This window comes from Microvirga sp. Mcv34, from assembly GCF_024519725.1.
Lineage (GTDB): Bacteria > Pseudomonadota > Alphaproteobacteria > Rhizobiales > Beijerinckiaceae > Microvirga.
This window is the reverse complement of record NZ_JALJRK010000053.1, coordinates 14274-35056: the sequence shown is the minus strand read 5'-3', so window position 1 is coordinate 35056 and position 20783 is coordinate 14274. Positions and strand designations below refer to the sequence as shown.

Genomic DNA, 20783 nt, shown 5'->3' with positions numbered 1-20783 from the left:
GACTTGGCAGCCCGCAGGCACCAAGGGCCTCCTGGCGCCGGCTGCGTGACCGGCGGACAGGACCGTGCCGGATCCCACAACTTGCGACGCCTCGCGAAGCGCGCCCCTCGTCGGATCAGGTGAGTAACGATATAGCTAATGTTGCACCGCGTGTCAAGAACAAAGTAAGAACATAATGCTATTTTCCCGTCACCTGCTCCCGTCGTCACGTCTCAGGACTTGATCCGGGGACCTGTGCTGGTGATTCCGCTTGGAATAGTGGTACTGTATCGGCAAGCCTAAACGCAGTACCTATCGCAGCTCATTGGCAGGCAAAGGTCTTTCAAAACCGTGTGTTATGTTATAAATAACAAAAACCTTCACTTTTTTTTGTAGCACTGCTCATGGTCGATACCATCATCAATTCCCGGGTCGAGCGCACGGGAACCAATGGCTTTTCATTCGCTGCCGATCTCGACACTCTGACCGTGAACCCAGGCATTGAGGTCGCGGTTTCAGGAGCCTCAGCTCACGGAATTTTTTCAGACAAATTCGCGAACCAAGTTTTCCTCGATGCTGAAGCAAGGGTCTCCAGCCAGGACGCCATCGGCGTTCTTCTGTCCGGTGTTAACCAATCTGGGACCGGCGGCCACTACTTGCAAGTAAAAGCCGACGCGCACATCACAGGTTTCTCACAAGGTGTAGTCATTTCTGGGGGGAATAGTACTCTTATCAATGCTGGAGAAATCATTGGACGGAAGGGCGCGTCGGTCGGTGCTGCAGGAAGCTCAGACAATGTGATCGTTCAAAAAGGAAAAATGATCGGTACGGTCGATAGTGCACTGTCCGTTTCCGGTAGTTTAACTCTGGAGAACACGGGAACGATCCAAGGCGCAACTGGTGGGATTGTGGTTGGCGGTGCGCGCATCGTGAACATCTCCAATTATGGCCTTATCTCTGCAGGAACGGGACATGCCATCTCCTTAAGCACTGGCAGCGTAATCTCAACGATTTACAATGCGGGCCGAATTGAGGGGACAATCGATTGCAACGGAATAGTCGATAATCTCTATGACGGCCGTAACGGTGTCGTCACCGGAACAGTCGATTTCGGAGGTGGTGACGACCGGGCTTATGGGGGTACGAGTCGAGAGACCTTCATCGGCGGGATGGGCAACGACACTCTCGATGGTGGCGGCGGCAACGACGTAGCGATCTACAGCGGCGCACGTGCGCAGTATACCATCAGCACGCCCGACCAGAACGGCTTCAGAACCATCACCGACTCGCAAGCTAGTCGCGACGGAACGGACAAACTGAAGAACGTGCGATTCCTGCAGTTCTCCGACCAGACCTTTACCCTCATCAATGCAGCGCCGACGAACCTGGCCCTGTCCAAGACTGCGCTCGCCGAGGATGCGCTGAAGGACACACTCGTGGCGAGCCTTTCGGCCCAGGATTCCGATGGGGATGCGCTAACCTACACACTTGTCGACGATGCCGGCGGCGCTTTCCGGCTCGACGGCACCAGCCTGCTGCTCGCCCGCGCGCTCGACTACGAGACCGGTCCACACCAATACACGATCAGCATCGAAGCCAAGGATGCGTACGGCGGCAAGATCACCCAGAGCTTCACCCTCGACCTGACCAACGTGGTTGAAATTAACCCACTGACCCTCACCGGTACGACGGGAGCAGACACGCTCGACGGTGAGAACGGCAATGACGTCATCGTGGGTCTTGCCGGCACTGACACGCTGAAGGGCGAGGGTGGCAATGACCAAATCACCGGAGGGGCAGGCAAGGACGTGCTGACGGGGGGAGTGGGCCAGGACATCTTCGTGTTCGACCGGCTCGCCAAGACCAACACGGCGCATAAGCGGGCGGAGCTCGACACCATCACCGACTTCAACCCGGCCGACGACACGATCTGGCTGCAGAAGAGCGTGTTCAAGGGCGTCGCCAAGAAGGGTGTGCTGGCGAAGGCGGCGTTTTATGTCGGCACCAAGGCGCACGATGCCTCAGACCGCATCGTCTACGACAAGAAGAAGGGTGCGCTCTGGTACGATGCGGACGGCACGGGTTCGAAGGCGGCGATCCAGATCGCCCAGCTGGAGAAGAACCTCAAGCTCACGGCGGCCGACTTCTTCCTGTTCTGAGACAATTCCCGCCTGATAAACCCCACCGTCATGGCCGGACTTGTTCCGGCCATCCACGTCTTCGAAGCCGCACCGCCGCAAAGGCGTGGATGGCCGTGACGAGCACGGCCATGACGGCAGTGAGCGTCAGAGCCGACGCGCGCAGTGCCGTAGCGGCAATCCCACCCTCCACGTCATCACCTCCTCGGATTTGATCCGAGGACCCGTGCCGGTGATCTCGATCGGAAAGGCGCGGCGCTTTTCAATATCGGGATGGCCGGCACAAGGCCGGCCATGACGTGAGAGGGCGTCGTCCCGGCGCGGCCCTCCGGGTCGGATTCTCGCTCACGCTCGTTCCGGAATGACAGGGGAGAGCGCAGCCCGCCTCGCAGCCTCCCCATTGACCCCGCACCCCTGTTGCGTGTTACCTCGTCACCGGAACCGGGCGCACCCGGTTCTGGGGTCTAGAAGCCTCTCACTACGCCGGTCGGCATCGACCGCAACGATGTCTCCCTCGCCCTACGGCCGGGGAGGCGTTGGCGCATGTCCAAGGCGCAAGCCCAAAGGCCAATGCAGCCGTGCTAGTGCGGCTTTCTAGCTCCCCGGCCACCAGCGCATCGCTGGTGGTCGCTTCCACTCAAGGGAGTTGCCGATGGAGCCGTTGTCCAGCACTCACACCTATTCCGTCATGGCCGATGCGCTGTCGAAATTTCACACCGCGCCGGAATGGATCCAGGCGCTCTGGCTCGTCATGGTGCCGGTGACGGTTTTGGGCTTAGGCTTCTGCCTGCTGCGGGCCGTGACGGAGATCGCCGCGATGGTGGCCCGGCGCGGCGAGCGGCAGGGCGAGCCGCTCTATGCGATCTATCGGACGACGGACGGGCGGCTGATGATGTATGCGCGCGGCGTGGTGCGGGAATTGCAGGGTGGTGATGTGGAAGACGTGCCTCTGCCGCGTCCGATCCGGCATTGAGGCGAGGGGCGCTCGCTTGTCGTAACGCCTTGTGTCGGTGATCCCGATCCCGAAGGTGCGGCGCCTCAGGCAAGCGGGATCGCCAGCACAAGGCCGGCCGTGACGTGAGTGGGTGTCATCCCCGGCGCACGCGGTGCGGGAAGGGGATCCACGATCAAGCGCTGCATTATGGATTCCCATCCCCTCCGCTGCGCTCCGGCCGGGAATGACACCGGGGCGCTGACCATGTCATCACCTCCCCGGACCTGATCCCCGGATCAAGTCCGGGGACGGCCATGACGTAGAGGGTATTATTTTCGGCCAGCATCAGCGGAAACGCCTCCGCCTTCGCTTATTCACTTTTTTGACGGCGAACCGGATCCACTTCTCCGAAAAATGCTTTAGGTTGCGCCCATCCGGCAACCTTCCCCTTAGGCCCATGCGCTATTTCAATTCCGACGGCGTGAGCATCGCCTATATCGACGTTCCGCCCCACGAGGGCGAGGGCGATCCGATCCTTCTCATTCACGGTTTCGCGTCGAACCACGCGGTGAACTGGGTCAATACGCTGTGGGTCAAGACCCTGACCCGGGCGGGCTACCGGGTGATCGCCTTCGACAATCGCGGCCATGGCCAGAGCGAGAAGCTCTACGATCCGGCGGCCTACGATTCCTACCGCATGGCCGAAGACGGGCGCCGGCTGCTCGATCACCTCGGCATCGAGCGGGCCGACGTGATGGGCTATTCCATGGGCGCCCGCATCACGGCCCATATGGCGCTGGCCTCGCCGGATCGCATGCGCTCGATGCTTCTCGGCGGCCTCGGCATCCATCTCGTGGAGGGCGTCGGCCTGCCGCTCGGCATCGCCGATGCCATGGAGGCCCGCTCCCTCGACGACCTGACCGACCCGATGCAGCGCATGTTCCGCGCCTTCGCGGATCAGAACGGCAGCGACCTGCACGCGCTCGCCGCCTGCATCCGGGGCTCGCGGCAGGTTCTGTCGAAGGCGGAGGTCGCCTCCATCCGGCTCCCGACCCTGGTCTCCGTCGGCACGGCCGACGACGTGTCGGGCTCGGGTCCGGAACTCGCCGCCTTGATGCCCAACGCGACGGCGCTCGACATCCCCGGACGCGACCACAACCTCGCGGTCGGCGACAAGGTGCACAAGCAGGGCGTGCTCGACTTCCTGGCCAAAAGGCCATGAGGGGCGGGAGGAGCGCATGACCCGCCTCGACAGCGCCATCCGGCGCCTGACCGCGCAGCGCGACCTGCTCGACTGGGCCGTCCGGGAGATCAGCCCCGCCGGGCTCGTCCTGGAAATCGGTCTCGGCAACGGGCGCACTTACGACCACCTGCGCGACCGGCTGCCGGGGCGCGAGATCTACGCCTTCGAGCGCGCGCCCGCCGCGCATCCCGATTGCTACCCGCCGGAGGGCTACCTGATCGTCGGGGACCTCTTCGACACCCTGCCGCCCTTCATCGCGCGGCACAGCCAGGGCTCGGCCGCCCTGATCCACATCGATATCGGGACCGGCGACGAGGATGCGAACCTGAGCCTCGCCCGGCGCCTGTCGCCCCTGCTCGAAAGCCTGCTCCAGCCGGGCGGCATCCTGCTCGGGGACCGCGCCTTCGACATGCCGTCCTGCCGGGATATCTCCGCCGAGACGAAGGTGCCGGAAGGGCGCTATTTCGTGTACCGGCGGGAGGCTTGAGGTCACCGACCGCTGAAGACCGGCCTGCGCTTCTCCAGAAAGGCGTTGCGTCCCTCGGCGGCATCGTGGCTGTCGAAGCATTGGTCGGCAAGCGCCACCGGGTCGGCATCGGGATGGGCCACCCCGACCACCTCGTCGATGGCCGCTTTGGCCGCCTTGATGGTCAGGGGCGCGTTCTCCGCGATTGTTTGGGCGAGGGACAGGACGGTCTCCTCCAAGCGGTCGTCCGGAACCACACGCTGCACGACGCCCAGGCGCGCGGCCTCCTGGGCGTCGATCCGCCTTGCGCTGAAGAACAGGTCCTTCGCGGCCGGGGCGCCCACGGCGGCGGTCACCAGCTTCATGGCCCCGGGCGGATAGCCGATCCCCAGCCGGGCGGCGGGAATGCCGAAAATAGCGCTCTCGGAGGCCACGCGCAGGTCGCAGGAGAGGGCGAGGCCGAAGCCGCCGCCCAGGCAGAAGTCCCGGATCATGGCGAGGACGGGCTTGGAGCAATGGGCGACCGCCCAGAAGGCCGCCTCGTTCGTGGCCTCGTAGCGACGCCCGCCTTCCGCATTCGCCCGCAGGGTCGCGAACTCGCCGATATCGGCGCCGGATGCGAAGGAGTCCTGGCCGGCTCCCCGCAGTACGACCACGCGCACCTGCGGATCCCGGTCGAGGGTCGCCATGATGTCCGGGAAAGCCTGCCACATCTCCAGGTCGAGGGCGTTGTGCTTGGGGAGATTGTCGATGGCCAAGGTCGCAATGCCGTCGGCCAGGGAAACGACGAGCTTGGACGTCGAGTGCGAAAAAGAGTAGGTCATCGCGGTTTGGAACCTATGGTAAGGTGCTTGGACTTCTTATCTAAGACGGTCGAGACGTCGCCGAGGAGAATAAGATGACACAGACGCGCCTGAAGCCGGGAGCCCCGGAGCTGGTCGCCGGGACGGTCGATCCGGTATGGATCCGCCTGCGCTCCGAGGCCGAAGCGATCGTCCAGGCCGAACCGGCGATGGCCGGGTTCGTGCTGAGCGCCATCCTGCACCAGCCGAGCCTCGAGGCCGCCGTCATCCACCGGGTCGCTTCCCGCCTCGGCCATGCGGCCATGCCGGCCGACATCATCGAGCAGATCTTCCTCGAGGCCGTCGCGGACGACAGCACCATCGGGGCGGCCTTCCGGGCCGACATCAGCGCCGTCATAGACCGGGATCCGGTCGTGGGCCGGGCCATCGAGCCCGTGCTCTACTTCAAGGGCTTCCACGCCATCCAGACCCATCGCCTGGCCCATTGGCTGTGGGCGAAGGGGCGGCAGGATTTCGCGCTCTATCTCCAAAGCCGCTCCTCCGACACGTTCCAGACCGACATCCACCCGGCCGCCCGGATCGGGCGCGGCATCTTCCTCGATCATGCCACCGGACTCGTGGTGGGCGCCACCGCGGTCATCGAGGACAACGTCTCCATGCTCCAGGACGTGACGCTCGGCGGCACCGGCAAGGAGCGGGGCGACCGGCATCCCAAGATCCGCCACGGCGTCCTGATCGGGGCCGGAGCCAAGATCCTCGGTAATATCGAGGTCGGCCATTGCGCCAGAATCGCCGCTGGATCCGTCGTGCTCAAGCCCGTGCCGCACAATGCCACCGTGGCAGGCGTTCCGGCGAAGGTCATCGGCACGGCCGGATGCGAGGAGCCCGCCCGCTCCATGGATCATTGCTTTTCCGAATCCGACGGAAACTGACGGGAGAGGCCGCTTCCGGACCTAACCCCGCTTGCCCGCGTTGGCCGGGCATGGCAAGTGCACCATCCGTGACATCAAGAAAGGACCTGTAGTGGATAAAACCGAGATGGCTAAAGTCGAGCGCTACCTGCGCCAGACCTTTGCGAACCACTCGATCCGCGTCGTCGGTCGCCCGAAGAAGGCTGACTCGGCGGAAGTTTATATCGGCGAGGAATTCGTCGGGGTGCTCTTCCTCGACGACGAGGACGGTGACCGCTCCTACAATTTCACCATGGCGATCCTCGATACGGATCTCGAGGACTAAACCGGCTCTCTCCGCAGCAGAACCTCAATCTCGGGTTCTGCTGTTTTTCTTTGTGGACCTGCGATGCCGATCTACAGCCTCGACGATACCGCTCCGACCCTCCCCGAGCCCGGCCGCTTCTGGATCGCCCCGGATGCCCACGTGATCGGCAAGGTGCGTCTCGGACACGATGTGGGCATCTGGTTCGGCGCCGTCCTGCGCGGCGACAACGAGCTGATCGATATCGGCGAGGGCACGAACATCCAGGAAGGGGCATTGCTCCACACGGATATGGGGGCTCCCCTCATGGTCGGGGCGGGCTGCACCATCGGCCACAAGGCTATCCTGCATGGCTGCACCGTCGGCGAGAATTCCTTGATCGGCATGGGCGCCACGGTGCTCAACCATGCGCGGATCGGGGCCAATTCCCTGGTCGGGGCCAATGCCCTGGTGACCGAGGGCAAGCAGTTTCCCGACAATTCCCTGATCGTGGGAGCGCCCGCCAAGGCGATCCGCGTGCTCGACGCGGACACCATCGAGCGACTCCGCTGGTCCGCCAGGACGTATATCGACACCTGGAAGCGCTTCGCTGCCGGAATGAAGCGGATCGATTGATCCGCTTCAGGGACTGAGTGAATTGTGGTGCTGAGGGAAGGGCCCTATTTAAAGCACTCGAAGGGGCAGGCTCGGCAACACGCTTCGCGAGCAGTTCAAGAAGAAGCTTTCGGAGCGGTTGAAGGAACCCCGCGTTCCCGCCGATGCACTTCGAAACATGACGGATCACTACAAGATCAATCTGCGGGCAGCGGGCTATCGTCTTGTCTATCGCGTCAATGACGATACGGTCACCGTGCTCGTCGTGGCGGTCGGCAAACGTGAAAGGGCCGAGGTTTACAAGACAGCGAAAAGGCGCTGACGTTCGGTATCCTCGCCAAGGATCGCATACGATGAGCGATCCCCGGTCTTCGCTTACCGGTTCGCCGTGGTGGTCGGCGACGACATGATTCCGCCGAGCGAGACCCAGCCGACCACATCCTGGCTTTCGCGCTTGATGTAGACGTAGCCCGTCTGGTGCCAGGGCAGAATCGCGTTCTTCTTGTTGTCGAGGACGAAATCGCCCCGGTTGGTGCGGACCATGAGCACCGCATGGCCTTCGCCGAGTTCGTCGATGACGACCGTCATGCGCATGGCGCGGCGGGGCAGGCCCGCTTCCACCAGGAGCTTGCGCTTCAGGAGCTGGAAGTCCTCGCAATCGCCGCTGCCGTCATTGGGGAAGCCCCAGACGTCGACGACACCCCAGTGATCCGCGTCCGTCACCGCCTTGATCGTGGAATTCACGCGCTGGTTCACGGCCACGATGGTCTTCCAGACCTGCGGGCTCATGTCGATGGTGCTGGCCTCCGACACGTCCACGGCGCATTCGGAGCGGAACTTCGCGCAGAAATCCGACCAGCCCTGGAGGGGCCGCGCCGAGCCGACGCTCGTGATAGGGTCGCTGGATGAGGGAAGCGAAGCCAGGGTCTGAGCCTCAGCGGTTGCGCCGCCGAGGAGGAGCGAGAGGCTCAGAAGGGTTGTTTTGATGAATGTGCCGAAAGCGGCAGGCTTCCCATTTACGCCACAGAAAAGGCTGTTCTTGAAATAATCCTGCCGCATGCCCCACCAGCCGGTTAATGTTCTTTTAACCAAACTGACATGGTCGCATTTCGGGCTCAAGCAGAAAGTAAAAGGTGAGTTAACGCGTCGCGGCCCAACCGGTTCCATGATGGTTAACAAAAAAAGCGGAGCGTCCGGGTAGGTGAAGGATCGGCCTCCTCTGCGCCACGCTCGGCAGCTCCCGCCTGTGGGTTTTGCTCGACGGACGACCCTGAACGGGTCTACTCAAATGAGAAATCGAATGCTGCCGGCGCGATGAGGCTGGCTGCCAGACAAAAAGCTGTTCATGTCCCCAAACCCGCCCCGCGTCCGTGAGCCGATCCTCAATCTGCCCACGGCCATCTCCTTGTCCCTGGCTGTGCTGATCGGCATCCATGCCCTCCGCCTGCTGCTGTCCGAGGAAACCGACTTCACGCTGATCATCGACTGGGCCGTCATTCCCGCGCGCTGGTCCGTGGCCTTCGGAGGGGTCCGGATCGACGAGGTCATGCAAGCCCTTCGAGAGGGCGTGCCGCAGGACACCATCTCGCCCCTGATGGCGCTGGCGCAGTACGTGCTGGCTCAGGAGGAGGGGCGGCCCTGGACGGCTCTGACCTATGCATTCCTCCATGGCTCCTGGGCCCATGTGCTCATCAACAGCGTCTGGCTCGCCGCCTTCGGCACGCCCATCGTCAGGCGGATCGGCGCCACGCGGTTCCTCATCCTCATGGCCGTCTCGGCCGTGTGTGGGGCCGTCTTCTACGCCTTCATGAACCCCATGCAGGTCCTGCCGATGATCGGGGCCTCCGGGGCCGTATCCGGCCTCATGGCGGCGGCATCCTGGTTCATCTTCTCACCGCCCGCCTGGCACTGGGAAGGGCGCCTCACGCAGCCGCACGAGCGGCCGCGCGAAACCCTCGGGCACATGGTGCGCAACCGACAGGTGCTGATCTTCCTGGGCATCTGGTTTGCCGCCAACTACGTGTTCGCCTTCGTGCAGCCTATCGGCATGATGGATGCGAGCATCGCCTGGGAAGCCCATATCGGCGGCTTCCTAGCCGGCCTCGCGATTTTCCCCCTGCTGGATCCGCTTCCCGCCCGCCCAAGCCGCATATCGGCTTGAAACCCACGCCGTTTGCTCCGATCATCCTAGAGTTGACGTAGGGTTCTCATCCCAATGTCGTTTGGGAAGAGCACCCTGCCTCAGCCATTGCGGATGGAGGGCCGAACGTCCCTCGCGGTTCGCACAACGGGAGGGAATGAATGATCGTCAATCGAATCCTTTCGATCAAAGGTCGCGACGTCGCCACCATCGAGCCGAGCCTATCCTTGAGCGAAGCCGCCAGGGTTCTCGCAGACCGCCGGATCGGGGCTCTTCTCATCGTGGACGCACATCGCCCGGTTTCCGGCATCATCTCGGAGCGCGATATCGTGCGCGCCGTCGCCACCCATGGGGCCAGGGCTCTGGACGAGCCGGTTTCCCGCTTCATGACCGAGAGGGTTGTGACCTGCACGGGCGAGACCTCCATCAACGACATCATGGAACTGATGACCCAGCAGAAGTTCCGGCATATCCCGGTCGTCGAGGGCGGGCGCCTGTCCGGCATCATCTCCATCGGAGACGTGGTGAAGTTGCGCCTCGAAGAGGTCGAGGCGGAGACGCAGGCGATCAAGGATTATATCGCGACAGCCTGATTACCTTGCCTGCGTTTCCTGCAGCAATTCGAGGATGTCCGGCAGGGCGCGCTCCGTCGCCTGCCGACCCAATGCGATGCATTCCTGGGCCCGGTGAAACTCGAACAGGCCCATCTTGGCGAGCTTCGGCGCCACCATGATGTCGGGCGGGTCCCCGGCGAGCCGCGAGCGGGCGATCCGGTCCTGCGTGATGTTGAAGGCGTCGACCATCACCGTGGCGAGTCCCGGGGCATTCGGCTTGCGGGGCTTTTCTCCCTTGGTTCCCGGGAAGATGCCCCAGCGCCTGGGAGCCTCGTCGATGGCCTCCTCGAGCTCCTGCTCGTCGCTCGTCTCTGTATCGTAGGACTGAATGACGGTTCCGCGCACGCGGACCTCGCCGTTGAGGTTCACGCAGATCACGATATCGGCGCCGAGGGCCCGGGCGGCCGTGATCGGGATTGGGTTGACCAGGGCGCCATCCATGAGCCAGCGCCCGCCGATCATGACCGGATCGAAGACGCCCGGCAGAGCATAGGACGCCCGCATGGCCTGAACGAGGGGGCCGCGGGTGAGCCAGATCTCGTGGCCGCTCACGAGTTCGGTCGCAATGGTGCAGAACTTGACCGGCAGGGTCTCGACACGGCGATCCATGAGGTCCTGGTCGAGCAGGCGCTGAAGGCGCCCGCCGGCGATCAGGCCCGCGCCGCTGAAATGGAAATCCAGAAGGCCCATGACGCGCCGCTTGGTCAGGGACAGGGCGAAGGCCTCCAGTTCGTCGAGCTTGCCGGCCGCATAGCAGCCACCGACCACGGCGCCGATGGAGGAACCGGCGATCACGTCCGGAACGATGCCCGCTTCCGTGAGAATGCGCAGGACGCCGATATGGGACCAGCCGCGCGCGGCGCCGCCGCCCAGGGCCAAGCCGATCCTGGTCTTCGTGCGAGGTTCGCGTTCCGGCGGCTGCTTCACCTCGGTTGCTCCTCCGCCTCCCCCTGATCCGGCGCTGCGCCGGGCAATCCCGTCCCACAACATTGATCGCTCCAAGGCCTTGCGTCCCATTCTAACGGTCCCGGTATGAAGACCGCATGAAGGGTGCCCTCAAGTTTCAAGTAGGACTGGTTCAGGAAAACTGAACAGCGGCGCGCCGCAAAGCTCGCTGCGACAAAATGATGATGACGAAGGCGAGGCCGATGAGCACGCCCAGCATCGCGCGAAGGCCGAAAATCTCCCCGCCGAACCCGATGAGCGGGGGACCGAGCAGCAGGCCGGCATAGCCCAGGGTCGCCACCATGGCGACTCCCATGCTCGGCGGAAAGTCCTTCATCTGGCCTGCGGTGCTGAACAGGACCGGCACCGTGTTGGCGAGACCTACTCCGACGAGGGCGAAGCCGGTGGCGGCCATGAGGGGCTGCGGCAGGAGCATCGCCAGGGCGAGGCCGAAGGCCGAGAGCAGCCCGCCGAGCTGTACGGTCCGGACGCGGCCGAGATGCCGGACGACGAAGTCGCCCATGAAGCGGCAGACCGTCATGGCGAGGGAGAATGCCGCGAACCCAGTGACGGCAGTCTCCAGGCTCGCCCCGGCAACGGTCTGGAGGTAGATCGCCGTCCAATCGACCATGGCGCCTTCGACGAGGAAACAGAACATGGCGAGCATGGCCAGGATGATGACGCTTCCCCGGGGCCACGCGAAGCCGTGACCGTCCGCCGCCCGGTCCGTCTCCCCGAGCATCTGGAAGGCGGCCACCAGGAAGAGCAGTCCCATCCCGAGGGCGGAGATCAGAAGCGTCGGGACGATGCCCACATCGAGCGCGATGAGCAGGCCGGACGCCCCGGCTCCCGCGAGGCCGCCCAGGCTGAAGAAGGCGTGCAGGGAGGACATGATCGCCGAGCCCCAGGCCTTCTCGACCACGGTGGCGTTGGTGTTCATCGCGATGTCCATGGTGCCGTTGCAGGCTCCGGCCAGGAGGGCGGCCGCCACGAAGAGGCTCAGGGACGGCGCCAGACCCGGGAGGGGGAGGGCTGCCGCGAAGGCGAAGGCGGCGATCGTCGTCATGGTGCGGCTGCCGACCACCGTCACGGCCCAGCCGATCACCGGCATGAGGGCGACCGCCCCGAGGGAGAAGGCCAGCAGGCCGAGGCTGAGCTGGCCGTCGGACAGGCCGAGGGATTCCTTGAATCGGGGCAGCTGGGCCGCCCATGTTCCGATGCCGAAGCCGTTGCCGAAGAAGATCGCGCAGGTGGCCAAGCGCGCGGGGAGAAGGTCATGTCGCATCATCGGTCTTCCTAGAGCATCGTGCGGAAAAGTGGGCCCGGTTTTCCGCGTTGAACGATGCTCCAGCCCAGAGGAGAAGCATCGGGTGGATCCCAAAAGTGCAAGTCCACTTTTGGGTCCGATGCTGTAGCCCGAAGATCCGGAAATGGCACCCGCTTCCGCATCGGCGTCAGCCCCCCGCCTGTGCGGGGCTGACGTCTCAATCGATCACGAGGCGGACCCCGCCGTCGGCGGTCTCGAGCCTCCGGTAGAAGCAGGACCGGCGCCCGGTATGGCAGCAGCCGCCGTCGCCGGCGACCTGCACCTTCAGCAGCAGGGCGTCCTGGTCGCAGTCGACCCGCATCTCCCTCACCGTCTGTATCTGCCCGCTGGTCGCCCCCTTGTGCCAGAGCTCCCCGCGCGAACGCGACCAGTACCAGGCCTCGCCGGTCTCGATGGTCTTCGCCAGAGCCTCGGCGTTCATATGGGCGACCATGAGGATCTCGCCGGTGGCGGCATCCGTTGTGACGCAGGTGATCAGCCCGTCCGCACCGAAGCGGGGCGACAGGACGGCTCCCTCCTCGAGCTCGGCCTTGGAGCCGGGTGCGGGGAAGGGGTTGGACCCGGATATGCTCATGGGCTGGCTCAGCCCCGGCCGTTCCGCACGAGCGTGAGGAAGCGCACCTGCTCGGTCGGATCTTCCTTGAAGATTCCGGTGAACTGGGTGGTCAGCGTCAGAGCGCCGGCCTTCTGAATGCCGCGCATGGACATGCACATGTGCTCGGCCTCGATCATGACGGCGACGCCGCGCGGGTCCAGGAACTCGACCATCGCCTTGGCGATCTGGGACGTCATGGTCTCCTGGGTCTGCAGCCGGCGGGCATAGGCATCCACGAGGCGGGCGAGCTTGGACAGGCCGACGACGCCCTTGGTGGGGTAATAAGCCACATGCGCGACGCCGTAGAACGGCACCATGTGGTGCTCGCAATGGGAGTAGAAGGGGATGTCGCGCACGAGAACGATGTCGTCGTAGCCCTCGACCTCGGCGAAGATCTTGTCGAGAATCTCGGAAGGATCTTCGTGGTACCCGGAGTAGAATTCCCGGAACGCCTTGACGACGCGCTTGGGCGTGTCCTGCAGGCCTTCCCGGCTCGGGTCGTCCCCTGCCCAGCGTAGCAGGGTGCGGACAGCCGCTTCGGCTTCTTCCCGGGTCGGGGATTGAACTGGCTTGTCTGCAGCGGTTGTCAGACGCGTGGACAGGGACTTAACCACATCACTCACGTGGAGCCTCATTTCTCAACTTTGCACCGAGGAAGCTTGGCCGCCCGGCAGTTTCCAATTTCTTTCCATGCAGCGCCGCGTGGCCAATATCGCAGAACTCTATCACGGCGCTTATATAGGCATATGAGCACATTCCCAACCGACATGTCATGAGACGATATGCTGAACGATATCTACAGCCGACGTATTCTTGAACTGGCCGCCGATATCCCGCATCTGGGACGGCTTCCCGCACCCGATGCATCTGCGACGGCCCGTTCCAAGCTCTGCGGCTCGACCGTGACGGTCGATCTCAAGCTCGAAGGCGATGTCGTGACGGCTTTTGCCCATGACGTAAAGGCCTGTGCCCTCGGCCAAGCCTCATCGTCCATCATGGGGCGGAATATAATCGGAGCGACCATAGAGGAGCTTCGTGACATCCGCGATGCGGCAAGTCGTCTGCTGAAAGCCGGTGGAGAGGCCCCTTCGGGCAAATGGGACGAGCTCAAGGTCCTGGAGCCCCTGCGGGACTACAAGGCGCGCCACGCCTCGATCCTGCTCACGTTCGATGCCGTCGTGGATGCGCTCGACCAGATCGAAGCCCGGCGGCTGGAGACCGTTCGATAGACCCGCAGAGAATCGAGCGCGCAAGCCGGTTCACAGTCGGCCCGGCACGAGGCTCCATCAAGGAGCCAGGACAGGCGTCCTGATTTCGCCAGGACGCCTTGGCTTCAGGCGCAAGCCTGGACCTGCGGCGCACGGAGCGCGATCCTCTCCCGATCGTCGTTGGAGCCATAGCGGCGGTCCAGGATCCGGGCTGTCTTGGCCCAGTCGGCCATGGTCCGGATCGTTTCCATCTTTTCGGCAACGAACGGATCGGAACGCCAGGCCCTCACCTGAGGCCAAAGGATGTCCAGGGGCTGTTCGAGGACGTTCCCGACTTTGGCTTCATAGATAGGGAATGCGCGTAGCGCCCCATCGGGCTCGATATGCAGGATGTCCAGATCGACCGCGCTCACGCCGGGTTGGGGCAGGAAATACCTCACATCGGTAACGGAAATGTCCGTGGTTCCGCCTGCAAGGGCTGCGAGGCGCCGCCCGACCTCGATGAGATCGACCAGCTCCTGAATGGAAAGAAGTTCGCTGGCCTCGAAGTCCGGCTCGGCCGCGAGCCCCGATGGAATGACGGCGCCGAAGCGGATGAAGTCGAGGTTCGGAAACCGCGCGATGACTGCATGAACGAAGCGTTCCAGGTCCGCTTCGTGCGCGCCGGAACGGGTCAGGGTATAGTCGATCCCGAGGGTGAAGCAGGTCTGTCCGGCTGCCTTGCGCTCCTCTTTCACCCGATACAGAACATCAAGCGCTTTGATTCCGCGATCGAACGCCCCGTCGCGCCTGCGGATGGCGTCGTGAATGGCGGCGTCGGCTCCGTCGATGCTCACCGCCACGCTCGACACGGCGTCCGCGAGTGCGACGGCCGTCTTCTGCGGCATCGACCAGCCGCTCGTGAAGACCGTGACGGCGATCCCCGCGTCGTGCAGGCGCTTCATGGCTTCGACGGCCCAGCGGACCGACAAGGGCTCCCCACCGCTGATGGACACTTTTTCCGCTTGCGCCGCGAGAATAACATCGACGACGCGCATGGCGGCATCCCGATCGAGGGTGCGGGCAGGGCGTCGTCCCGACTCCGTATAGCAATGGGTGCATCTCAGCGGGCAGGCGTAAGTAATATCCCAGATGAATTTTCCGATTGTTGTTGTCATTGTCTGTGCCCGGAATGCCGTGCTGTGATGCGGCAAGTGAAGTCTTGAAATAAAATAAAGTATCAGTAGCCTTGCAGGAACGGACAACAGAACCCAGGTTGAATATGAAAAGCCTTTTTGAGCGTGGTGATTGTTACACCTGTTGGGTGAGAAACTATCTCAGGAGCACGTAAGACTTGCAGATCCTGGCTGAGTCACACCGTCAGGTCGAGGAGTGAAGGTGAAAAGCAGTCCGCAGGGGGCCACGAGAGGGCATCTTCCCCGCCGGGTCGCTCACGTGGCGATCCGCTCCTATCAACTCACGCTTTCTGGTCTGGTCGGCCGCCAATGCCGCCATCTGCCGTCCTGCTCGGAATACACCGACGAGGCGATCCAGCGGCACGGGTTCTGGCCGGGCGGTTGGATGGGGCTCGCCCGGATCTGCCGCTGCGGCCCCTTCGGGACGCACGGCCTCGATCTAGTTCCCGAAACATTGCCCGAAGGCTCCGCCTGGTATAAGCCCTGGGCCTACGGTCGCTGGCGGGGCGTCAATGCTCCCCCGATCGCCTGCGATTCAGTCGAACCTGACGGCGGCTGATGTCGCCTTTTCCGGAAAAACCGTCGGCCCCCGCTTACCTGCTCCGTTGGCAGGAGTGAGCCTGGAGACATTTTGATGATTACCCTCACATTCCCCGATGGCGCCCAGCGACAGTACGAACCCGGCATCACCGGCCGTGAGATCGTGGAAGGCATCGCCAAGTCGCTGGCCAAGCGCACCGTCGCCATGGCGCTCGACGGCACGGTCGCCGATCTCGCCGATCCGATCACCCGCGATGCCAAGATCGAGTTTCTCAACCGCGAAGACCCCCGCTCCCTGGAACTGATCCGGCACGATGCCGCGCACGTGCTCGCCGAGGCGGTGCAGGAGCTTTTTCCCGGCACCCAGGTGACCATCGGTCCCGTCATCGAGAACGGCTTCTATTACGACTTCGCCCGCAACGAGCCTTTCACGCCCGAGGATTTCCCCGCCATCGAGGCGAAGATGCGCGAGATCATCGCGCGGGATAAGCCCTTCACAAAAGAGGTCTGGAGCCGGGACAAGGCCAAGCAGGTGTTCAGGGATAAGGGTGAGACTTACAAGATCGAGCTCATCGACGCGATTCCGGAAGGCCAGGATCTCAAGATCTACTTCCAGGGCGACTGGTTCGATCTCTGCCGCGGCCCGCACATGACCTCGACCGGCAAGATCGGCAACGCCTTCAAGCTCATGAAGGTGGCGGGCGCCTATTGGCGCGGCGATTCCAATAACGCCATGCTGACCCGCATCTATGCGACCGCCTGGGCGAACCAGGAGGACCTGGACAACTACATCCGCCAGCTCGAGGAAGCCGAGAAGCGCGACCATCGCCGCCTGGGCCGCGAGATGGACCTGTTCCACTTCCAGGAGGAGGGGCCGGGCGTCGTGTTCTGGCACCCGAAGGGCTGGACGGTGTTCCAGGAGCTGATCTCCTACATGCGCCGCCGCCTGAAGGGCACCTACCAGGAGGTCAACGCGCCGCAGATCCTCGACAAGGCCCTGTGGGAGACCTCCGGCCACTGGGGCTGGTACCGCGAGAACATGTTCGCGACCCAGACCGAGGACGACCGCGTCTTCGCCATCAAGCCGATGAACTGCCCGGGCCACGTGCAGATCTTCAAGCACGGCCTGAAGTCTTACCGCGACCTGCCGCTGCGTCTCGCGGAGTTCGGCAACGTGCATCGCTACGAGCCGTCCGGCGCGCTGCACGGCCTCATGCGCGTGCGCGGCTTCACGCAGGACGACGCGCATATTTTCTGCACGGAAGATCAGCTCGCCGCCGAGTGCCTGAAGATCAACGACCTCATCCTCTCGACCTATGCCGATTTCGGCTTCGACGAGATCGTCGTGAAGCTCTCGACCCGTCCCGAGAAGCGCGTCGGCACCGACGAGATGTGGGATCACGCGGAAGACGTGATGACCCGCGTCCTGAAGCAGATCGAGTACCAGTCCGGTGGACGCATCAAGACCGCGATCAACCCGGGCGAGGGCGCCTTCTACGGGCCGAAGTTCGAATACGTGCTGCGCGACGCCATCGGCCGTGACTGGCAGTGCGGCACCACGCAGGTGGACTTCAACCTGCCGGAGCGGTTCGGCGCGTTCTACGTCGATGCGGACGGCCAGAAGAAGACCCCCGTCATGGTGCACCGCGCGATCTGCGGCTCCATGGAGCGCTTCACCGGCATTCTGATCGAGCACTTCGCCGGTCACTTCCCGCTCTGGCTCGCGCCGGTGCAGGCGGTGGTGGCCACCATCACGTCCGAGGGCGATGAATACGCCATGGAGGTGGTGCGCGCCGCCGAAGCCGCCGGCCTTCGCGTCGAGGCTGATCTCCGCAACGAGAAGATCAACTACAAGGTCCGCGAACACTCGCTCGTGAAGGTGCCGGTGCTTCTCGTGGTCGGACGCAAGGAGGCCGCCGAGCGGACGGTGTCGATCCGCCGCCTGGGCAGCCCCAACCAGCAGACCATGACCCTCGACGAGGCCCTGAAGGTTCTCGCCGCCGAGGCCGTCACCCCGGACCGCCGACGGCAGGCCAAGGCCGTGTCGGAGCCGGAAGGCCACGCCACGCTCGACGGACATCACGTGGTCGAGCGGACGGTTGCCTAAAGACTGATCGCACGAACGAAGGCGGCGCCTCCGAAAGGAAGGGCCGCCTTTCTCATTTCATCGATCTCCCTCACGTCATGGCCGGCCTTGCGCCGGCCATCCCGATCCGGTGAGGCTCGGCACTTCATCCAATCGAGATCACCGGGACAAGCCCGGTGATGACGTGGGTGAATCGTCGGACGATTAATCAGCTCGTCTGCCGCTGCCGCCCTGTCGTGCGACCGCCCGGAGCCGTTCCGGCGGTCGTTCCCGCGGTGCCGCTGCCGGGATTGCCCGTCGCGGCCGCCGCATCGCCGGCCTCGGTTCCCGTCGCGTGCGTTCCCTGGCGCTGACCGACGCGCAGGTTGTTCTGCACGTGGCTCACGCCCGACACGGACTCCGCCAGATCCTCGGCGCGCCGCTTCTCGTTGCGGTCGCGGACGGTGCCGGTGAGGGTGACCTCCCGGTTCTGGACCTGGATCTCGATCTCCGATGCGTCGATCATGGCATCGTCGGTGAGGCGCTCGTTGATGTCCTCGCGGATGCGCTCGTCGGAGCGTTGGTACCCCTTGGGACCACGTCCCTGATGCTCGCCCCGGCGCACCTCGCCGCGGCTGGCGGTCGCGTCGTTGCCGAAGCGGGTATTGCCGGGACCCATGCCGTAATTGCTGTGGTCGCGCCGCTCGTTCACGAGGCTCCAGGTGCGCTCGCGGTCCTGCATGCGGCGATCGTCCTCGCTGCTGTCGTCGCCCGGCCGGGCGCGCTCGCCGGTGATGGTGGAGGCGCCGAAGCGCTTGGGATGATAGCCGTGCCCGGCGGAGCCGCGTCCGGCATATTCGTCGCCATAGCTCTGGTAGCCCTCGCCGCCGAAGCCGCCGCGCATGCGGGCGTTGCGGGCGCCTTCCTCGCCGGGATAGCCGAAGCTGCCGAAGGCCGCACGTACGTCGTCCTCCTCGCGGAAGCGGAAGGAGCCGCGGCCGGGGTTGCGGGAGAGCTCGGCGCCTCCGCGCCGGTCGTCGTGATAATCGTGCGGGCGGTGACGCCAGTCGTCATCATCGCTCCGCAGCCGCCGGTCGAGCTCGCGGCGCTCGTCGCCGGTCAGGCGGGCGCGTCCGCCGCCCCGGGTCTGGTCCGCGCGGGCCGCCGTCGGGGTGCCGGTCCGGTCGGGTTCGGAAGGCGTGGAGATGCGGTTCAGCGCCCGGGAGGCATCGCCCTCCCGATCCGTCGCGAGGTCGCCGAGCGCCACGATCCCGACCAGATGCTTGTCGTGATCGACCACCGGGAGGCGGCGGATCTGATGGTCGCTCATCAGCTCCACGATGTGACCGACATCGTCGTCGTCGAAGCACCACCAGACATTGTCGGACATCACGTCACGCACGCGGGTCGAGTCGGGAGGGAGGCCGGCGGCCGTCGCCCGGACGGTGATGTCCCGGTCGGTCACCATGCCCCGCAGGCGGCGTCCATCGCAGACGGGCAGCACGCCGACGTTCATCTCGTCCATGAGACGCGCAGCCTCCTGGATGGTCCTGTCCGGACTCACCACGCGGACGTTGCGGGTCATGATCTCTGCGATTTTCATGAGCTTCCTCTCCAGCAAGGTCACGCCTTGGAGGTTCAGGCTCATGGGCGGCGCGACCGACAATAGGCGTTCGGTCAATGCCTTTGGGAGGGAAAGGTTCAGAGGTCCCTGGAAGTTGGGCTCGAAGCTTATTCCCGAGTTACGGCGCAATGCAGAGGCGTTTTCCCCCTTGTGGGAGGGATCAAAGTTGAACGTGTGAGCGACAACTTAAGAAGGTTTGGCGCGGGTTCACCTCTCCCTGAGGGAGAGGTGGGCCGCTGCCGCTCTATGAGACGTGATCTTCAGATGAGGGAAGAATGACGAGAGAACTTCAGGGCGTCGAGATGATCTCGATGTCACGGTCGAGGCCGCTTTCGACCTTGAACTCGCGGGTATAGACCTTGCCTTCATGGCGCGCGATCAGGACGTATTCGCCCTCGGCCAGGGTGACAGAAGGGAAGGCGCCGATGGCCTCGCGGATCACGTCGCCGCCCGGCGTCAGCACGCTGAAGGCCGTGCCCGCGAAGGCCTCGCCGCCTGCGGAGCCGACCAACTTCAAGACCACGGTGGCGGCGCGATGGTTGAGGGTTGCTTCCGTGACCCGCCCGGATTCCACCTTCAGGTCGCTGCGCATGATGGCGTTGGCATCGCCATAGGTGGACACCACGTGATAGGTGCCCTCGGGCAGGCGGATCATGTCGTTGGCCTTGGCATCGGCGATCACGAGCCGGCCTTCGGAATTCTGCGCCTCCGGTACGTAGACGGAGAACGAGAGACGGTTCGCCGCGATGGGGCTTCCGCTCACGGCCCCCTTGAGCTGGAGGGCTCCGGCATTGATGGCGAGCCGCTCGTTCAGGTTGCCGCGCTGCACGCTGATGCGCTTTGATGCGCTCGCGAAGCCGTAAGCCACGTGGACGATGTAGTTCCCGGGCGCAAGGGTGAAGCTCGGGGTGGGACTCGTCGAGCGGGCGACGATGTTGGGCTGGGACGTATCCCCACGATCCTCGAAGATCCGCCACACCAGCCCCGAGCGGATCGGCTCGTTGCTCCCCGCGAAATTCGCTCCCGCATTCAGCACAACCTGCCCGACGGAGATCGCCGGGAGGTTCTGCGACATGGAGGGCACGGCGGGTGACTGTGCCAGGGCCGGACCGGCGATCAGGCTGAGAAGGGCGAGAGCGGGAAAGGGCTGCTTTGCAAATGAAGGCATCGGCTAAAAA

21 protein-coding genes and 1 pseudogene are annotated in these 20783 nt (G+C 64.1%); 13 read left to right on the top strand and 9 right to left on the bottom strand.

The genetic code is table 11. The annotated features are described in order from the left end of the window. Window positions 1-383: 383 nt before the first annotated feature. The 4 genes from OC446_RS21835 (at window position 384) to OC446_RS21820 (ending at window position 4781) form a co-directional block, all read left to right on the top strand. Window positions 384-2138 carry a hypothetical protein gene (locus OC446_RS21835; protein WP_262031122.1) on the top strand — a complete coding sequence of 585 codons (1755 nt, stop codon included), beginning with the start codon at window positions 384-386 and terminating at the stop codon, window positions 2136-2138. A gap of 631 nt (window positions 2139-2769) precedes the next feature. After that, a complete protein-coding gene (locus OC446_RS21830) occupies window positions 2770-3090 on the top strand; it encodes a hypothetical protein (protein WP_262031121.1) in 321 nt (106 codons plus the stop codon). 418 nt (window positions 3091-3508) lie between these two features. After that, on the top strand, window positions 3509-4273 hold the full coding sequence (locus OC446_RS21825) for an alpha/beta fold hydrolase (protein WP_262031120.1): 765 nt from the start codon (window positions 3509-3511) through the stop codon (window positions 4271-4273). Between the two features lie 16 nt (window positions 4274-4289). After that, the gene (locus OC446_RS21820; protein WP_262031119.1) at window positions 4290-4781 is read left to right on the top strand and encodes a class I SAM-dependent methyltransferase; all 492 of its coding nucleotides are present in this window, start codon (window positions 4290-4292) and stop codon (window positions 4779-4781) included. A 2-nt stretch (window positions 4782-4783) separates the two neighbouring features. Here OC446_RS21820 and OC446_RS21815 read toward each other — a convergent pair whose 3' ends face one another. Next, a complete protein-coding gene (locus OC446_RS21815) occupies window positions 4784-5584 on the bottom strand; it encodes an enoyl-CoA hydratase (RefSeq protein WP_262031118.1) in 801 nt (266 codons plus the stop codon). Window positions 5585-5658: 74 nt separating this feature from the next. Between OC446_RS21815 and cysE the strand changes: the two genes are divergently transcribed. From cysE to OC446_RS21795, 4 genes and pseudogenes are all read left to right on the top strand, one after another. After that, window positions 5659-6495 carry a serine O-acetyltransferase gene (cysE, locus tag OC446_RS21810; protein WP_262031117.1) on the top strand — a complete coding sequence of 279 codons (837 nt, stop codon included), beginning with the start codon at window positions 5659-5661 and terminating at the stop codon, window positions 6493-6495. A gap of 91 nt (window positions 6496-6586) precedes the next feature. Beyond that, entirely contained in the window at window positions 6587-6799 is a 213-nt protein-coding gene (locus tag OC446_RS21805; protein ID WP_040637969.1) for a DUF3126 family protein, read from the top strand. A 63-nt stretch (window positions 6800-6862) separates the two neighbouring features. Then, window positions 6863-7393 carry a gamma carbonic anhydrase family protein gene (locus OC446_RS21800; protein ID WP_262031116.1) on the top strand — a complete coding sequence of 177 codons (531 nt, stop codon included), beginning with the start codon at window positions 6863-6865 and terminating at the stop codon, window positions 7391-7393. A gap of 67 nt (window positions 7394-7460) precedes the next feature. Then, a pseudogene (locus tag OC446_RS21795) lies at window positions 7461-7694 on the top strand (type II toxin-antitoxin system RelE family toxin); the annotation flags it as partial. Window positions 7695-7747: 53 nt separating this feature from the next. On the opposite strand, the gene OC446_RS21790 reads toward OC446_RS21795, so the two are convergent. Beyond that, a complete protein-coding gene (locus OC446_RS21790) occupies window positions 7748-8431 on the bottom strand; it encodes a transglutaminase-like cysteine peptidase (RefSeq protein WP_410055110.1) in 684 nt (227 codons plus the stop codon). Window positions 8432-8717: 286 nt separating this feature from the next. On the opposite strand from OC446_RS21790, the gene OC446_RS21785 reads away from it, so the two are divergent. Beyond that, window positions 8718-9533: a rhomboid family intramembrane serine protease gene (locus OC446_RS21785; RefSeq protein ID WP_262031115.1), complete on the top strand. Its 816-nt coding sequence runs from the start codon at window positions 8718-8720 to the stop codon at window positions 9531-9533. Between the two features lie 140 nt (window positions 9534-9673). Next, complete coding sequence (locus OC446_RS21780; RefSeq protein WP_262031114.1) at window positions 9674-10105, top strand: CBS domain-containing protein; 432 nt, start codon at window positions 9674-9676, stop codon at window positions 10103-10105. Here OC446_RS21780 and OC446_RS21775 read toward each other — a convergent pair whose 3' ends face one another. From OC446_RS21775 to folE, 4 genes are all read right to left on the bottom strand, one after another. After that, window positions 10106-11116 carry a patatin-like phospholipase family protein gene (locus OC446_RS21775; RefSeq protein ID WP_262031113.1) on the bottom strand — a complete coding sequence of 337 codons (1011 nt, stop codon included), beginning with the start codon at window positions 11114-11116 and terminating at the stop codon, window positions 10106-10108. 88 nt (window positions 11117-11204) lie between these two features. Then, on the bottom strand, window positions 11205-12359 hold the full coding sequence (locus tag OC446_RS21770) for an MFS transporter (RefSeq protein ID WP_262031112.1): 1155 nt from the start codon (window positions 12357-12359) through the stop codon (window positions 11205-11207). Between the two features lie 196 nt (window positions 12360-12555). Further along, window positions 12556-12972 (bottom strand): phosphoribosyl-AMP cyclohydrolase, encoded by a 417-nt coding sequence (gene hisI, locus OC446_RS21765; RefSeq protein ID WP_262031111.1) that lies wholly within the window; start codon window positions 12970-12972, stop codon window positions 12556-12558. Window positions 12973-12980: 8 nt separating this feature from the next. Next, on the bottom strand, window positions 12981-13616 hold the full coding sequence (gene folE, locus OC446_RS21760; RefSeq protein ID WP_262031110.1) for a GTP cyclohydrolase I FolE: 636 nt from the start codon (window positions 13614-13616) through the stop codon (window positions 12981-12983). 159 nt (window positions 13617-13775) lie between these two features. Here folE and OC446_RS21755 point away from each other — a divergent pair, with 159 nt between their 5' ends. Next, a complete protein-coding gene (locus OC446_RS21755) occupies window positions 13776-14222 on the top strand; it encodes an iron-sulfur cluster assembly scaffold protein (RefSeq protein ID WP_262031109.1) in 447 nt (148 codons plus the stop codon). A 104-nt stretch (window positions 14223-14326) separates the two neighbouring features. Here OC446_RS21755 and OC446_RS21750 read toward each other — a convergent pair whose 3' ends face one another. After that, window positions 14327-15358 (bottom strand): radical SAM protein, encoded by a 1032-nt coding sequence (locus OC446_RS21750; protein WP_262031108.1) that lies wholly within the window; start codon window positions 15356-15358, stop codon window positions 14327-14329. A gap of 220 nt (window positions 15359-15578) precedes the next feature. Here OC446_RS21750 and yidD point away from each other — a divergent pair, with 220 nt between their 5' ends. Further along, entirely contained in the window at window positions 15579-15935 is a 357-nt protein-coding gene (gene yidD, locus OC446_RS21745; RefSeq protein WP_262031107.1) for a membrane protein insertion efficiency factor YidD, read from the top strand. Window positions 15936-16010: 75 nt separating this feature from the next. Further along, a complete protein-coding gene (thrS, locus tag OC446_RS21740) occupies window positions 16011-18023 on the top strand; it encodes a threonine--tRNA ligase (RefSeq protein ID WP_262031106.1) in 2013 nt (670 codons plus the stop codon). Window positions 18024-18210: 187 nt separating this feature from the next. On the opposite strand, the gene OC446_RS21735 is transcribed toward thrS, so the two are convergent. Both OC446_RS21735 and OC446_RS21730 read right to left on the bottom strand, forming a co-directional pair. Beyond that, window positions 18211-19584, bottom strand: a complete 1374-nt coding sequence (locus OC446_RS21735) for a CBS domain-containing protein (protein WP_262031105.1) — start codon at window positions 19582-19584, stop codon at window positions 18211-18213. 310 nt (window positions 19585-19894) lie between these two features. Continuing rightward, entirely contained in the window at window positions 19895-20773 is an 879-nt protein-coding gene (locus tag OC446_RS21730; RefSeq protein WP_262031104.1) for a hypothetical protein, read from the bottom strand. Window positions 20774-20783 lie beyond the last annotated feature (10 nt).